This is a genomic window from Amycolatopsis sp. cg5 (genome assembly GCF_041346955.1).
In the GTDB taxonomy this organism is placed as follows: Bacteria; Actinomycetota; Actinomycetes; order Mycobacteriales; family Pseudonocardiaceae; genus Amycolatopsis.
On record NZ_CP166849.1, the window covers coordinates 6,347,882 to 6,362,297 of the forward strand.

The window sequence follows — 14,416 nt, forward strand, 5'->3', positions numbered from 1 at the left end:
TCATCGGTCAGTCCCTCGGATCGTCGGGATCCAGGCCGTGCGACGGGAACACGGCGCGGCGGGTGTCCCGGATCGCGATGTCGACCGGGTCGTCCTCGCCGTCGCCCCACTCCTTGAACGCGGTGTCGGCGCCGTCGGTCATCGCCGCCGGGATCTCGGCTTGGGGCGCGGCCCTTTTCACGGTACCCACCCAGTCCGGCGGAAGCAGGACTTCGGGTGCTACGTCACGGTCCAGCACGGTGGCGATGAGGTGGGTCCACGACCTCGGCACCACCCGGATCAGCTGGTAACCGCCGCCGCCGACGGCCAGCCATTTGCCGCCCGCGTGGGTGTCGGCGAGTTCGCGCAGGAGGCGGTAGATCGTGCGGTGGCCGTCGACCGACAGCGCGAGGTCGGCGAGCGGGTCCTCGTCGTGGGAGTCGACACCGCATTGGGTGACCAGGATCTGCGGCTGGAACTGGGCCAGCAGCGACGGCACGACCGCGCTGAACGCCCGCAGCCAGCCCGCGTCCTTCGTGCGCGGCGGGAGCGGGATGTTGACCGAGGTGCCCTCCGCCGCGCCGTCACCGGTCTCGCCGGAGTAGCCGGTGCCCGGCCACAGCGTGAACGGGTGCTGGTGCAGCGAGACGGTGAGCACCCGGGGATCGTCGTAGAACGCCGTCTGCACGCCGTCGCCGTGGTGCACGTCGGTGTCCACATAGGCCACCCGGTCGAACCCGTTGTCCAGCAGCCACGAGATCGCGACCGAGCAGTCGTTGTACACGCAGAAGCCCGACGCGTTGTTCTTCATGGCGTGGTGCAGCCCGCCCGCGATGTTCACCGCGCGGGTGGCCTCCCCCTCGGCGATCTTGCGCGCGGCGAGCATGGTCGAGCCGACCACGAGCGCCGACGACTCGTGCATGTCGCTGAACACCGGGTTGTCCTCGGTGCCCAGCCCGTGGCCGACGTCCCAGCCGGCGAGCGGCGCCTGCTTCACGGCCGAGAGGTACTCGTCGGTGTGAATCCGGCGCAGCTCGTCGTCGGTGGCGCGGTCGGGCACCAGCAGCGGGACCCCGTCGAGCACCCCGAGCTCGGCCGCCAGCCGGATGGTCAGCTCCAGCCGGACGGGATTGAACGGGTGCTCGCCGCCCAGGTCGTAACCCAGCAGAGAGGAGTCCCACACGACCGCCGGTGCCCGCATACCCCGCACTCTAGGGCGTGCGACGGCGGGCCGCGCCCATCAGCCGGGTGCGTCTCCGGTCGCGACCGGGCGCTCGGGGTCACGCGACCAGTGCGACCACGAACCGGTGTAGAGCGCGGCACCGGGATGACCCGCGACCTCCAGCGCCAGCACGACCGAACTCGCCGTGACACCCGATCCGCAGTAGGCGCCGACGTTTCCGGCCTCGCTGACGCCCAATTCGGCGAAACGCGCCCGGAGTTCGTCCGGGGTGCGCCAGCGCCCGTCCTCCGTCACGTGCGCGCTGAACGGCGCGTTCAGCGCGCCGGGAATGTGGCCTGCCGCCGGATCGATCGGCTCGACCTCACCCGCGTAGCGCGGGCGCGCGCGGGCGTCGAGCAGCACGCCCTTGCGAGCCAGTTCGGCGGCTTCGTCCGCGTCGAGCACCGGCATGTGTCCCGGCCGGACTTCGATGTCACCGGGCACCGGAACCGGAACCTCGGTGGTGACCGGTTTTCCTTCAGCCTGCCAAGCGGCGAAACCGCCGTCCAGCACGGCGACTTCGGTATGCCCGGCCCACCGCAGCAGCCACCAGGCCCGCGCGGCGATCGAGCCGTCCGCGTCGTCGTAGACCACGACCGGGTGACCTTCGTGGACACCCGCCGCACGCAGATGCTCTTGCAGCCGCCCGGGTTCGGGCAGCGGATGCCGCCCGCCTTCGCCCGGCGCGCTCGCGAGCGCGGTGTCCAGGTCGACGTAAACGGCCAGCGGCAGGTGACCGGCCTGATACGCCTCGGCACCGGGAGGTCCGCCGAGGCGCCAACGGACGTCGAGCAGCGCCGGGCGGCCGTCTTCCGGACCGTCGAGCATCACGGAGAGTGCCGTTGTGGTGATCAAGGGAAGCATGCGGACATCTTCTCCCCATCGGCCGTCAACCGGCCAGGTAGTGCGGACTTTTTCCGCCTCGGAGCTTGTTAACCCCATGGCTGCCGCCGCGCCGGGGTGAAGCGACTACGATAAGCAACGCGGACGAAGGGGACAGCGTGAACGATCTCATCGACACCACAGAGATGTACTTGCGTACCATCTACGAACTTGAAGAAGAGGGTGTCGTCCCGCTGCGCGCCCGTATCGCGGAACGCCTGCAGCAGAGCGGCCCCACCGTGAGCCAGACGGTCGCCCGGATGGAGCGCGACGGTCTGGTGATCGTCGCCGACGACCGGCACCTCCAGCTCACCGACCACGGCCGCGAGCTGGCCATCGCCGTGATGCGCAAGCACCGGCTCGCCGAGCGCCTGCTGGTCGACGTGATCGGCCTGGAGTGGGAGCACGTGCACACCGAGGCGTGCCGCTGGGAGCACGTGATGAGCGAGGCAGTCGAGCGCAAGCTCGTGAAGCTGCTCGACCATCCCACCACCTCTCCCTACGGCAACCCGATTCCCGGTCTCGACAAGCTGGGCGAGGGCGGCGAGCCCGCTCCCCCGGCCGAGGCGGACCTGGTCCGGCTCGACGAGTTCGCCCGCGCGGGCGGCGGCGACGTGGAGATCCGGCGGATCGCCGAGCACCTCCAGCTCGACGAGGCGCTGATGACCGAGCTCAAGTCGGTCGGCCTGATCCCTGGCCGGACCGTGACGGTCGCCAAGGCGAACGGCACCGGCTCGACCATCGAGATCTCCGGCGAGAACAACACGGTCGCGGTCGCCACCTCGGTGCTGCACGCCGTGCTGGCGCAGGCCAGGTGAGCCCGGCAGCCGAAGCCGCGGCGACGTTTCGTTCGGTGCACGGCCGCGCGCCCGAAGGCGTGTGGTCGGCACCGGGCCGCGTCAACCTGATCGGCGAGCACACCGACTACAACGACGGTTTCGTGCTGCCGTTCGCGCTCCCGCACCGGCTGGCCGCGGCCGCCTCGCGGCGCGACGACCAGGTGCTGACGGTCGCGACGCTCGGCTCCGACGGCAAGATCCAGGAGACCGGGCCGCTCGAGATCCCGGCACTCGAGCCCGGCAACACCGACGGGTGGGCCGCGTATCCGGCGGGCGTCGCCTGGGTGCTGCGTGACGAGGGTTTCGACCGCGGCGCCGACCTGGTGATCGCGGGCGACGTCCCGTCCGGCGCCGGGCTTTCGTCCTCGCACGCGCTCGAATGCGCTGTCGCGCTGGCATTGCTGGGCCTGTCCGGCATCGAACTCGACGGCGACGCGCCGGGAACGCCCACCAGGCACCAGGTGGCCCGCTGGGTCCAGCGCTCCGAGAACGACTTCGTCGGCGCGCCCACCGGCCTGCTCGACCAGACGGCGTCCCTGTGCTGCACCGAGGCGCACGTGCTCTTCCACGATGTGCGCACCGGCGAGAGCGAACAGGTCCCCTTCGACGCCGCGTCCGCCGGGCTGGCGGTGCTCGTGATCGACACGCGCACCAAGCACGCCCTCAACGACGGCGCCTACGGTGAACGCCGCCGCGGCACCGAGCTGGCCTCGGAGCAGCTGGGCGTGAAGGCCTTGCGCGACATCACCCTCGACGGGCTCCAGTCCGCTTTGGACAAACTGCCCGCCGACCTCGTCCCGCTCACCCGGCACGTGGTCACCGAGAACCAGCGCGTGCTCGACGTGGTCGACCTCCTCCGCGCCGACCGGCTCGCCGACGTCGGCCCGCTGATCGACGCCTCGCACAACAGCCTCCGCGACGACTACCGCGTCTCCTGCCCCGAACTCGACCTCGCCGTCGACGCGGCCAGGAAGGCGGGCGCTTTGGGCGCACGCATGATCGGCGGCGGTTTCGGCGGCTCGGCGATCGCGCTGGTCCGCGAGTCCGATGTGGACGGTGTGGAAGCCGCCTGCGTCAGCGCCTTCGACGCCGCGGGCTACCGCAAGCCACGCGCGTTCGTCGCCGTCCCTTCGCGAGGCGCGGGCCGAGACCACCTCTCGTGAGTGTCGCGGCGGACTAGGCCGAGGTCGGGCACCGGTCGGTCGGTTCGAGCGCGTGGAAGGTTTGCCCCGTTGGGTGCAGAAATACTTCCACTCGCTCGGGCTCGTTCGCCTTGGCACGTGACAAGGGCCGCCCTTGTCACCCAGACCGCAGCCGGGTCGTGAGTGTTCAGACCGGTTAGAACCGGCCATACCACTCACGAGAGCAACCCCCTGCGTCGTGGAACGTCGCAGTGAGGGGAGACTATGGCCCATTCGCGCACCCTGGATGAGAAAGGCCCGAATGTGACCGACCAGAGCAAGGCCCTGAAACTGATCGTGACGGGCGGCGCCGGTTATATCGGCAGCGTCTGCACCGCCCGGTTGATCGAGGCCGGGCACGAGGTCACCGTCGTGGACGACCTGTCCACCGGGCACGGGGACGCCGTGCACCCGCAGGCCCGGTTCATCGAGGGTGACGCCGCGGAGACGGCGGAAACCCTGCTGGGCGAAGGATTCGACGGCGTGCTGCACTTCGCGGCGAAGTCGCTCGTCGGTGAGTCCATGCAGGACCCGGCGAAGTACTGGCACGGCAACGTGCTCACCTCCATCCGGCTGCTCGACGCCATGCGCGAGCACGGCACGCCCCGCCTCGTCTTCTCCTCGACCGCCGCCACCTACGGCGAGCCGAAGGAGTCGCCCATCGCGGAGACGGCGGCCACCGACCCGACGAACACCTATGGCGCCAGCAAGCTGGCCATCGATCACGCGATCACCTCCTATGCCAGGGCGCACGGTCTCGCGGCCGTGAGCCTGCGTTACTTCAACGTCGCCGGCGCCTACGGCTCCTACGGCGAGCGCCACACCACCGAGACGCACCTCATCCCGCTGGTCTTCCAGGCCGCCACCGGCGAGCGGCCGCACATCTCGATCTTCGGCGAGGACTACCCCACCGAGGACGGCACCGCGGTGCGCGACTACATCCACGTGGTCGACCTCGCCGACGCGCACCTGCTCGCGCTGCGGCACGCGGCCGAGGGCGAGCACCGGATCTACAACCTCGGCAACGGCACCGGTTTCTCGGTCCGCCAGGTGATCGACGCCTGCCGCGAGGCCACCGGCCTCGACATCCCGGCCGAGGTGGCCCCGCGCCGGGCAGGCGACCCCGCCGTGCTCGTCGCGGCGAGCGACAAGGCCCGTGAGGAGCTCGGCTGGAAGCCCGAGCGCACCGACCTGATCGGCATCGCCCGCGACGCGTGGGAGTTCGCCCAGGCACGCCGCGCCGCGAAGAGCTAAGGCACCTCCTCCGGCAGGCTCAGATCGGGAAATCCGTCGAGCCTGCCGAGCAGGGCCATCTGGTCCGGCGGGTACGCGTGGTCGAGCGCGACCTGCATGAGCTCGGCCAGCCCGCAGTCCGGCACGGTCGCGCGGATCCGCTCCACCGCCATCCTCGCGAAGGCGCCGTCGCCCCGGACGTAGGCCGCGTAGGCCAGCAGGCAGGCCGCGTCCACGTACTCGGGTGAAGGCAGCGCCTGCACCAGCGCCAGCCACAGCCGTTCCGCCGCCTTGGCGGTGCGGCTGCCCGGCGTGACCGCGGTGGTGAGGCAGGCGTCGCGCACGTTCGGGTCCGCCAGCGCCCTCGCGAGGCTGACGACCTGGGCATCGTCGAGCATCAGGTCGCGCCCGGTGGCGAGCACCAGCCCGGCCCTGATCACCGCGCAACCCTTCTCCGTCGGGTCGACGCTCAAATCCTCGTACACGGGCGGCTCGGCGAGCAGCGCCCGTCTTCGCTCGATCGCCGCCTGGTCGGGTGGATCGAGCAGCCGTTCCAGCGCGGCGCGGCTGCGATGGGTGACCTTGCCGCCCGCCGTGACGGTCGCGGCGGCCACCGTCGATTCGAGTTCGGGCAGCGCTCCCCCGCACTCCGGGTCGGCGTAGCACCGCCAGCGGGCGCCGGAGCTGATCTCGGGCACCCACATCATGTGGAACACGGACAACCCGAAGGCGCCGAGCTCGTCGCGCAGCAGTTCGGCCAGTTCGGCATGCGGCAGTTCGCCGTCCGGTGGCAGGGCCGGATGGTTGCCGACCACGACGATCGTGGCTCCCGCGTCACCGGAGGACGCGAGTGTGGCGGCCAGCTGGGCCGCCTGGTCGCCGTGGTGCTCGGGTGGTGGCAGGTCGGCCCTGAGCACCAGCCCGACGCGTGCGGGGCGCACCGCCCGGTGGCCGATGAGGATCACCGAGCACTCGGGATGGAAACCGAGCAGGTAGGGCAGGGCCGCGAGCAGGGTGCCGGGGTCCTTGAGCTTGATGACGGGACGGGTGGGCTGGGAGATCGCTGAGGTGACCATGCCTCCACCATGCGACGGGGAATGGTCGCGTGGTGGAGGCATGGCGAATCTGTGGACAACGGGGGCGGGTGTGGACAACCCGGGTGGGGATGATCTTGAAGTCGATTTTCTGTCGGTGGGGTGGGTTACCCTGTGCGGCTGGCTAGCCGCAGTGCTCGAACGGGCTTTCGTAGCTCGCCGAGCCCACCGAACCGCCCCACTTGACGCAGGTCGAGCCCGCCGCCTTCTTCACCGGCCCCGCGTAGTAGGTGAAGTTGCCGCTGTCGGTGACCCGCGCGGAACCCTGGACCTCCAGGAACGCCGAGACCGGGCTGGCGGTGCCGAGCGACACGGACTTGAGCGTGATCACGCAGTTCTGCTTGGTCGAGGAGTTGTAGAGCAGGTAGGTGGTGCCCGAGCTGCCGACGTTCTGCTGGTCGATCACCGAGAAGCCGTCACCGCAGGCCTCTTCGGCGGTGTACGGGTTGCCGCCGCAGCCGTTCTTGCTGGTGAAGTCCTTGTGCGCGTAGTACGGCACCGCGACCCCGTTCAGCACGGCCTTCTGCGTCACGCCGTTCAGGTTTTCCTCGAAGTGGAGGTGCGGGCCGCTGACGTTGCCGGTGTCGCCGGCGAGGCCGATCTGCTTGGCCGCGGCGAGCGTCTGCCCGACCGAGACGTCCTGCCGGGACAGGTGCGCGTACCGGGTGCGCCAGCCGCCGCCGTGGTCGACCTCGATCCAGCGGCCGTAGCTCGCGCCGCCCAGGTTCTCGACCCTGGTCACCTTGCCCGGCGCGGCGACGAGCACCGGCATCCCGGTGATCCCGCTCTTCTGGAAGTCGACCGAGTTGCCGGGGTTGTGCCCCGAGAAGGTCGCCGCGGTGACCGTGACGCCGCATTTGAACGGGACCTGGAAGTTCGGCGCGGCGGCGGCCGTCGCGGTCGAAGCGAGCGTGACGCCGAGCGCGGGCAGGATCGCGGCCGTGGCGAGCACCGCGAGACGTCGCAACCTGGACATGGGCTGTACCTCCGTGAGCGGGTGGCAGAACGGGTCCCAGCAAAACGCCCACGACTACATTTTCCGTACAACTACTCGTGAGTGGTATGGCCGGTTAGAACCGGCCATACCACTCACGAGTCTTTAAAAGGCCGCGCGCAGGGCTTGTTTGCCGCCGGTGACCGGGAGCGTGATCGAGGTCCGCCCCAGGTCGAGCGCGAGACCCGCGCCCGGCTTGGGCCGCAGCGTGTAGTCGTGGTCGCTCGAAAGCAGCGCGAACTCCAGCTTGTGCCCCACCGCAAGGATGTAGTCCTTGGCGATCAGCCCGACCTCGACGTGGTACGTGGTGCCGGGCCGGATCGGCAGGGTGACCGCCGGGTCGGTGTAGTTCTGCGGGTCGGTCCAGCCGCGGCTGATGACGCGGGACCGGCCGTCGGGGCCGCGGTCGACGAGTACCGCCGTGACGTTGGCCGCGGGGCGGTCGAACGCGATCGCCAGGTCGACCTTCGCGGTGCCGGACAGGCGGACCGCCTGCTTGGCCGCGGTGGTCGAGTACAGCAGGCGGTTGCCGGAGCGGGGCAGGTCGATCAGCTGCTCGACGGTCTTGCTCGAGTCGTCGGCGAGCTTCTCGACGACGGGCTTGCCCGGCATCGGGTTGCGGGTGTCGATGGTGCCCTTCGACGATCCGCCGGACCACGGGTAGACGCTGACGTCCGAGGTGCCGGGCGCGGGCCATTCGGCCTCGTCGGTCCACGACATGTCCTCGCGCTGGACGGTCGCCTTCGGCTCGTTCTGGATGCCGTTCTGAACGCCGTAGAGGTAGTGCGACATCCACTTGTTCAGCGTGACGAGCCAGGCGTCGCGGCGCAGGCCGTACGGGTCGGCGTGGCCGGACTGGTGCAGCCAGATCTTGTGCTCGACGCCGTGGCGCTTGAGCAGCTCGTACCACTCGGCGGCCTGGCTGGTCTTGACGTTCCAGTCGTTCAGCCCGTGCACGACGAGCACCGAGGCACGAACCTTCGCGACGTCGTTGCGGTAGTTGCGGACGTCCCAGAAACGGCTGTAGTCGCCGGTGACCCGGTCCTGGGCCTTGACGAGCTGGTCGATCACCGGGCAGCAGATCGCCCGGTCGGCGCGGGTGTAGACGTACTCGGCGAGCACGTCGGCGTCCTCGCCCTGGAACCCGCCCGCCGCGACGGTCGCGCCGTCGTTGCGGTAGTAGTCGTACCAGCTGGAGATCGCGGCGATCGGGACGATCGTCTCCAGGCCCTGCACACCGGTGCTGGCGACCGCGTTGGGCAGCGTGCCGTTGTAGGACACGCCCATCATGCCGGTCTTGCCGGTGCTCCAGTCGGCCTTCGAGGCCTTGCCCGTGGCGTCCTTGGCGGCGGCGCGGCCGTTGAGCCAGTCGACGACGGCCTTCGCGCCGATGGTCTCGTTGACGTCACCGGTGGTCGGGCAGCCGGTGGACTTGCCGCTGCCGAGCGATTCGCCGTAGACGACGGCGAAACCACGCGAGACGAAGTACTGCTCGTAGCGCCAGGTGATCGACGCGGGGCCGACACCGTTGGCCTTGACGCGCGGGCCTGCCGGGCGTTGCGGACGTCCCGGCTCGTAAAGCTCGACATCGACATTGTGGTTGGCGACGTCGTTGCCACCCGCGTAGTACGGGCTCGCTTGATAAACGACGGGAACCTTCATGCCCTGCAGAGTGGCCTTGGGGCGCACCACCTCGGCGTGCACGAGGTCGTCCTTGCCGTCGTGGTCGCTGTCGACCGGCGCGGTCACCCACACGTCGTCACGGACGACGTCGGTGGCGGAGAACACCGGCTGCGCCTGGCCGCCGGAAAATACCGGAGCGGGCGGCGGATCCGCTTGCGCGGCAACGGAAAACAGCGGCAGCGCCACCGCGGCGGCGACGAGAACGGACACGGTTCTCACAGAACCCCCAACACGGACTAAGCGGATGACCAGCCCGCTCGACCCTTCCAGGGCACCTGCGCGCTAACAACCTACTAAGGTCGGCGCCATGCCGACCGAGCTGGAAGCGCCGATCACCGCCGTCACCGTCTACCCGCAGCAGGCCAGGATCACCAGGCGGGCGACGGCCGCGCTCGACGGCCGGTTCGTGTTCACCGGGCTGCCGCAGGGCCTCGCCCCCGAGTCGGTGCGCGTCAACGGCACCGGCCCCGCGTCGATCGTCGGTGTCGACGTGTCGACAGAGCGCCACGCCGAGCCGATCCAGGACGCGGTCCGCGACCTGCTGGCCCGCCGCAAGGAACTGCAGGCCGACCTCGACGAGCTGGCCGACGCGGAAGCCGTCGAGCAGTCGCGCGCCGACCTGCTCACCTCGCTCAACCGCCGCAGCGGCATCGCCTTCGCGAAGGCGCTCGCGAACGGCAAAGCCGGGCCCGAGCGGGTCGCGGGTGTCGGCAACGCGATCGCGGAGCAGCTCGGAGACGTCCTGCAGCGCCGCCGCGAGCTGGCGGTGAAGCACACCGAGCTCGACGACGCGATGGCCGCGCTCGACCGGGAAATGCAGGCACGCCAAAGCGGAACGCCCGACAGCACGCGGGTCACCGTCGACCTGGAGCCGGCGCAGGAGACCGGCGAGATCACCCTCGAACTGTCCTATGTGGTCTATGGCGCGAGCTGGGAGTCGACCTACGACGTGCGGGTGCGCGGCGACGAGGTCACGCTCACCTGGCATGGCCTGATCAGCCAGAACACCGGCGAGGACTGGCCGGAATGCGACCTCGCGCTGTCCACCGCGCGCCCGGCAGCGACGGTCTCGGTGCCCGAGCTGGACCCGTGGTTCCTCGACCGCGTGCGGCCGGTGGTGCCGATGGCCGCCGCCGCGCCGATGCGGGGCTTCGGTGGCGGCGGCGCCGCGCCGGCGAGCGCGCGGATGGAGAAGGCCGCGGACATGGCCTACAGCACGGCGACCGTCGAGCAGGGCGTCGCCGCGGCGACGTACCGGCCGACGCGGCCGGTCGCGGTGCCGTCCGACGGCTCGGCGCACCGGACCACGGTCGCCGTGCTCCAGCCGGAGTCGAAGCTCGGCTACGTGACCGCGCCGGTGCGCGCGGAGGAGGCGTACCTGCGCGCCGTCGTGGTCAACACCTCGGAGCACACCCTGCGCCCCGGCAACGCCTCGATCTTCCACGACGCGGAATTCGTCGGGACCACCTGGCTCGACCCGTGGGCGCCCGGCGAGGAGATCGAACTGGCGCTCGGCGTCGACGACCGGGTGCGCGTCGAGCGCAAGCTCGTCCGCCGCAGCGCGGGCAAGGCGACGCTGTCCGGCACGAAGCGGCGTGAGGCCGAGTACCGCACGACCATCGCCAACCACGGCCCGCGCGAAGCGCGGATCACCGTGCTGGACCAGGTCCCGGTGTCCCGCGACGACGCGATCGAGGTCCGCGACGTCCGCACTTCGCCGGAGCCGGTGGAGTCGACCGAGCTCGGCGAGCTCACCTGGCAGCTGACGCTCGCGCCCGGCGCGACCGGCGAAGTGACGCTGGCGTTCCGGGTCACCGTCGGCAAGGGGGTCGAGCTGAGCGGCTGGCACGAATGAGCAAGCTGCGCACCCGTGTCGTGACCGCGGCCGAGGAATGCTTGGCGCGCAACAAGTTCGTCGCACCTGTGACGGTCGTGTGCAGTCTCGGCTGGCTCAAGTCGGCGCGTGTCGACGAGTGGCGGCAGGGCAGGCTCCGGCACCTCGACTCGGCGATCGCCGTCGACACTCCTAAGCTCGCCGAAGCGTTAGAGCATTTGACAGACTGGGCGCGGCAGCAAGGCTTACAACCCAGTGACACGGCTTATCTCGCCGCGACGCGCGATCACCACCAGCTGCGGTTCACGGCGAGCGCCGAGGAATCGATCGAGCGCGCGTTCCAACGCCACTGGCTTTCGCCCGATCTGACGGAGAAGCGGCGCGAGCAGCTCGAAGCCCGGCAGAACAAGGCGCCCGATCTCGTGGTCATCTCGCCGCTGAACGCGTGGACGTGCGCGAGCTGCCGGATGCCGAGCGCCGAGGGCGAGTTCGTCTACATGGAGGACGGCAAGCCTCTCTGCCTGACGTGCGCGGACTTCAACCATCTGCTGTACCTGCCCGCGGGCAACGCGGCGCTGTCACGGCGCGCTAAGAAGGAGAGCACGCTCTCCGCGCTCGTGATGCGCTTTAACAAGCGCCGTAAACGTTATGAGCGCCAAGGGATCCTGATCGAGCAGGCCGCGCTGGAAGCCGCCGAGAGCCAGTGCTTCGCCGACGAGGAGGTCCGCTCACGACGGCGTGAGCGTGACGCGGAACGGCGCGCGGTGCAGGACGTCGAGTTCCAGGCCGCGATGGCCGTGGCGATCGTCGAGTCCTTCCCAGGCTGCCCTGAGGACCGGGCGCGGTCCATCGCCGAGCACGCGGGCACCAGGGGCAGCGGACGTGTCGGGCGGACCGCGGCCGGCCGCGCGCTCGACGAGAACGCGGTCCGGCTCGCGGTGATCGCCTCGATCCGGCATGAGGACACGCCGTACGACGACCTGCTGATGTCCGGCGTGCCTCGCGCGGACGCGCGTGAGCGCATCCGCGACGAGATCAGCGCCGTGCTGGTCGGCTGGGGCGGCCTACCCCTGTGAGATGTAGGCCTGCAGCTGCTCCTGGCTCTGCTCCAGCTCCTGCATGCGGATCTTGACGACGTCGCCGATGCTGACGATGCCGACCAGTTTGCCGTCGACGACCACCGGCACGTGCCGGATGCGCTTCTCGGTCATCAGCGCCGACAGCGAGTCGACCGAGTCCTCGGGGCGGCAGCTGGCCACCATCGTGGTCATGATCGCGGAGACCGGCATGGACAGCAGTTCGGGTCCGTGCTCGGTCAGCCGCCGCACGACGTCACGCTCGGAGACGATGCCCGCGATCCCGTCGACGCCCACCACGACCATGGCGCCGACGTTGTTGTCCGCCAGTCTGCGCAGCAACTCGGTCACGAGTGTCTCCGGCAAAACAGTCGCCACCGCCGCGCCCTTGCTCCGCAACACATCGGAAATGCGCATTCGCGATCCTCCCGGTTCTCGTGAGCCAGTTCACACCAGGTTATGGGCAGATGGCCGGGTGCGAAAGTCGCGAAGCGGACACCGAGGTCAGGGCGTTCTCCGCAGCACCACCCGCGCGCCGAGATCATCGAGCCCCGCCACCCGCTCGGCCTCGACCTGAGCGGCCAGCTCCGCGCCCCACTCCTCGCGCGGGAAGCGGTCCCAGCCGCGCGCGAGGTACCAGGGCATGTTCCACGGGATGTGCTCGAACGTCGTCAGCGTGAACGGCGCCGCGGCGCCTTCGACGGTGGCGGCGAGCAGCGCCGAGCCGACGCCGCGGCGCCCGTGGTCCGGGTGCACCGAAAGCTGGTGCAGATGCAGGTGGTCACCGAGCGGTCCGAAGACGGCGAACCCGATCGGCGGATCACCGGCGACCAGGACGGTGTGCTCGTCGCCGAGTTCGTCGAAGATGCTGCCGGGCGGGAACACGACGTCGGTGAACATCGAGTCCGACGCGTCTTCCAGCTCCGGCAGCAGGGCGATGTCGGCCGCGGTCGCGGTGTGGATCATGGCTCCCCCATCAGGCCGCGCAACCGGCGCAGACCTGGTTCGATGCGGTCAAGAGGAATCGCACCGTAACCGAAAACGAGGCCGTGGACCTCTTCTTTTCGGGCCGTGAAGCCCTCCAGCGAGTACAGCCGGATCCCCGCTTTCCGCGCCGCTTTGACGATCGGGCGCATGTCGGTGGACGCGAACGCGCTGACGTGCAGGCCCGCCGAAGACGGGATCGGCGTGAGGAGCCCGGCGAAATCCCTGGCGAGCACCCGGCCGACGAGCGCGTGGCGTGCCTCGTATTCGCGACGGCTCGCGCGTACGTGCCGCGCGAACCCGCCCTCGTCCATGAACTGCGCGAGCGCGGCTTGTATCGGGTTCGAGGTTTGCCAGTCCGTCAACGACTTGGCCTTCGTCAGCGCCACACGCAGTGACGGTGGCGCGACCAGGAAGCCGAGCCGCAGCCCTGGCGCGAGCACCTTCGAAAACGATCCGATGTAGAGCACCCGGTTACTGGAATCGAGGCTGTGCAACGGTTCCAGCGGCCGTCCGGCGTAGCGGAACTCGGTGTCGTAGTCGTCCTCGATGATCGCCGCGTCGTGGCGCTCGGCCCAGTCGAGCAGCGCGAGCCGTCGCCGCAGCGACATCGCCGTGCCGAACGGATACTGGTGCGAAGGCGTCACGTAGACCAGGCGGCATCCGGCCGGGATCGCGTCGACGACCAGTCCCTCGTCGTCGACCGGCACCGCGTGCACCCGCGCGCCGAGCGTCTGGAACAGCAGCCTCGGCGGCGGGTAGCCGGGATCTTCGACGGCCGCGTGTTCGCCCGGCCGCAACAGGATCCGTGCGATCAGGTCGATCGCCTGTTGCGCGCCGCCGGTGACGAGCACGTCGTCCGGCTCGGCGCGGACGCCCCGGGAAAGCCCGATCTGCCGGGCGATCGCCGCGCGCAGCTTCGGGTGGCCCTGCGGGTCGCCGTAGGTCAGCACGTCCGCGGCCGACTCGCGCAGCTGATTGGCGACGAGCCGCCGCCAGGTGTCGAACGGGAACCGGCGCAGATCGGGCACACCCGCCCTGAAGTCGAACTCGGCCGTCGTCACGAAGCTGCGCGGCGCGTCCGGCATGGCGTCCCAGATCTCGACCGGCCGCAGCGGCGAGCGCGCACTGGGTTCCGGCCGGACGGCTCGCCCGGCGCCGTCACGGACGAAGGTGCCCGACCCGACGCGCGCTTCGAGGAAACCCTCGGCGGTCAGCCGGTCGTAGGCGGCGCTGACGGTGTTGCGGGAGACCTCGACGCGCTTGGCCAACTCCCTGGTCGGCGGCAGCGGGTCACCGGCGCGCAGCCTGCCGTCGAGGATCGCGGCCCGCAGCTGCCGGTAGATCTCGTCGCGCCGCCCGCCGCCGGGTTCGAACTCGATGTGGACGTCCACCGGCCCCATCGTAGATTGGCT

Annotated in this window: 13 protein-coding genes; 5 read left to right on the plus strand and 8 right to left on the minus strand. The window is 70.3% G+C overall.

Going from position 1 to position 14,416, the window contains the following annotated elements; all coding sequences use genetic code 11:
• Positions 1-7: 7 nt before the first annotated feature.
• Both AB5J62_RS28240 and AB5J62_RS28245 read right to left on the minus strand, forming a co-directional pair.
• Complete coding sequence (locus AB5J62_RS28240) at positions 8-1,180, minus strand: acetoin utilization protein AcuC (protein ID WP_370942954.1); 1,173 nt, start codon at positions 1,178-1,180, stop codon at positions 8-10.
• A gap of 39 nt (positions 1,181-1,219) precedes the next feature.
• Entirely contained in the window at positions 1,220-2,065 is an 846-nt protein-coding gene (locus tag AB5J62_RS28245) for a sulfurtransferase (RefSeq protein ID WP_370942955.1), read from the minus strand.
• Positions 2,066-2,202: 137 nt separating this feature from the next.
• Between AB5J62_RS28245 and AB5J62_RS28250 the strand changes: the two genes are divergently transcribed.
• The 3 genes from AB5J62_RS28250 to galE all read left to right on the plus strand — a co-directional run bounded on the left by AB5J62_RS28250 (position 2,203) and on the right by galE (position 5,357).
• Positions 2,203-2,901, plus strand: coding sequence for an iron dependent repressor, metal binding and dimerization domain protein (locus tag AB5J62_RS28250; protein WP_370942956.1), 699 nt, complete (start codon positions 2,203-2,205; stop codon positions 2,899-2,901).
• Positions 2,898-4,085, plus strand: a complete 1,188-nt coding sequence (gene galK, locus AB5J62_RS28255) for a galactokinase (RefSeq protein WP_370942957.1) — start codon at positions 2,898-2,900, stop codon at positions 4,083-4,085. Before AB5J62_RS28250 ends, galK begins: the two co-directional genes overlap by 4 nt.
• Before the next feature lie 282 nt (positions 4,086-4,367).
• Positions 4,368-5,357 (plus strand): UDP-glucose 4-epimerase GalE, encoded by a 990-nt coding sequence (gene galE, locus AB5J62_RS28260; protein ID WP_370942958.1) that lies wholly within the window; start codon positions 4,368-4,370, stop codon positions 5,355-5,357.
• On the opposite strand, the gene AB5J62_RS28265 is transcribed toward galE, so the two are convergent.
• From AB5J62_RS28265 to AB5J62_RS28275, 3 genes are all read right to left on the minus strand, one after another.
• Entirely contained in the window at positions 5,354-6,412 is a 1,059-nt protein-coding gene (locus AB5J62_RS28265; RefSeq protein ID WP_370942959.1) for a DUF4192 domain-containing protein, read from the minus strand. The two genes, galE and AB5J62_RS28265, sit on opposite strands and share 4 nt — an antisense overlap.
• A 142-nt stretch (positions 6,413-6,554) precedes the next feature.
• On the minus strand, positions 6,555-7,406 hold the full coding sequence (locus AB5J62_RS28270) for a M23 family metallopeptidase (protein ID WP_370942960.1): 852 nt from the start codon (positions 7,404-7,406) through the stop codon (positions 6,555-6,557).
• Positions 7,407-7,529: 123 nt separating this feature from the next.
• Entirely contained in the window at positions 7,530-9,317 is a 1,788-nt protein-coding gene (locus AB5J62_RS28275; protein ID WP_370942961.1) for a Xaa-Pro dipeptidyl-peptidase, read from the minus strand.
• Between the two features lie 97 nt (positions 9,318-9,414).
• Here AB5J62_RS28275 and AB5J62_RS28280 point away from each other — a divergent pair, with 97 nt between their 5' ends.
• Positions 9,415-10,962, plus strand: coding sequence for a DUF4139 domain-containing protein (locus tag AB5J62_RS28280; RefSeq protein ID WP_370942962.1), 1,548 nt, complete (start codon positions 9,415-9,417; stop codon positions 10,960-10,962).
• Positions 10,959-12,017, plus strand: coding sequence for a DUF2293 domain-containing protein (locus AB5J62_RS28285; RefSeq protein WP_370942963.1), 1,059 nt, complete (start codon positions 10,959-10,961; stop codon positions 12,015-12,017). Before AB5J62_RS28280 ends, AB5J62_RS28285 begins: the two co-directional genes overlap by 4 nt.
• Here AB5J62_RS28285 and AB5J62_RS28290 read toward each other — a convergent pair.
• The 3 genes from AB5J62_RS28290 to AB5J62_RS28300 all read right to left on the minus strand — a co-directional run bounded on the left by AB5J62_RS28290 (position 12,006) and on the right by AB5J62_RS28300 (position 14,395).
• A complete protein-coding gene (locus AB5J62_RS28290; RefSeq protein WP_370942964.1) occupies positions 12,006-12,434 on the minus strand; it encodes a CBS domain-containing protein in 429 nt (142 codons plus the stop codon). The two genes, AB5J62_RS28285 and AB5J62_RS28290, sit on opposite strands and share 12 nt — an antisense overlap.
• An 87-nt stretch (positions 12,435-12,521) precedes the next feature.
• Positions 12,522-12,983 (minus strand): GNAT family N-acetyltransferase, encoded by a 462-nt coding sequence (locus AB5J62_RS28295; protein ID WP_370942965.1) that lies wholly within the window; start codon positions 12,981-12,983, stop codon positions 12,522-12,524.
• Positions 12,980-14,395 (minus strand): PLP-dependent aminotransferase family protein, encoded by a 1,416-nt coding sequence (locus tag AB5J62_RS28300; RefSeq protein WP_370942966.1) that lies wholly within the window; start codon positions 14,393-14,395, stop codon positions 12,980-12,982. Before AB5J62_RS28300 ends, AB5J62_RS28295 begins: the two co-directional genes overlap by 4 nt.
• Between the last annotated feature and the right edge of the window lie 21 nt (positions 14,396-14,416).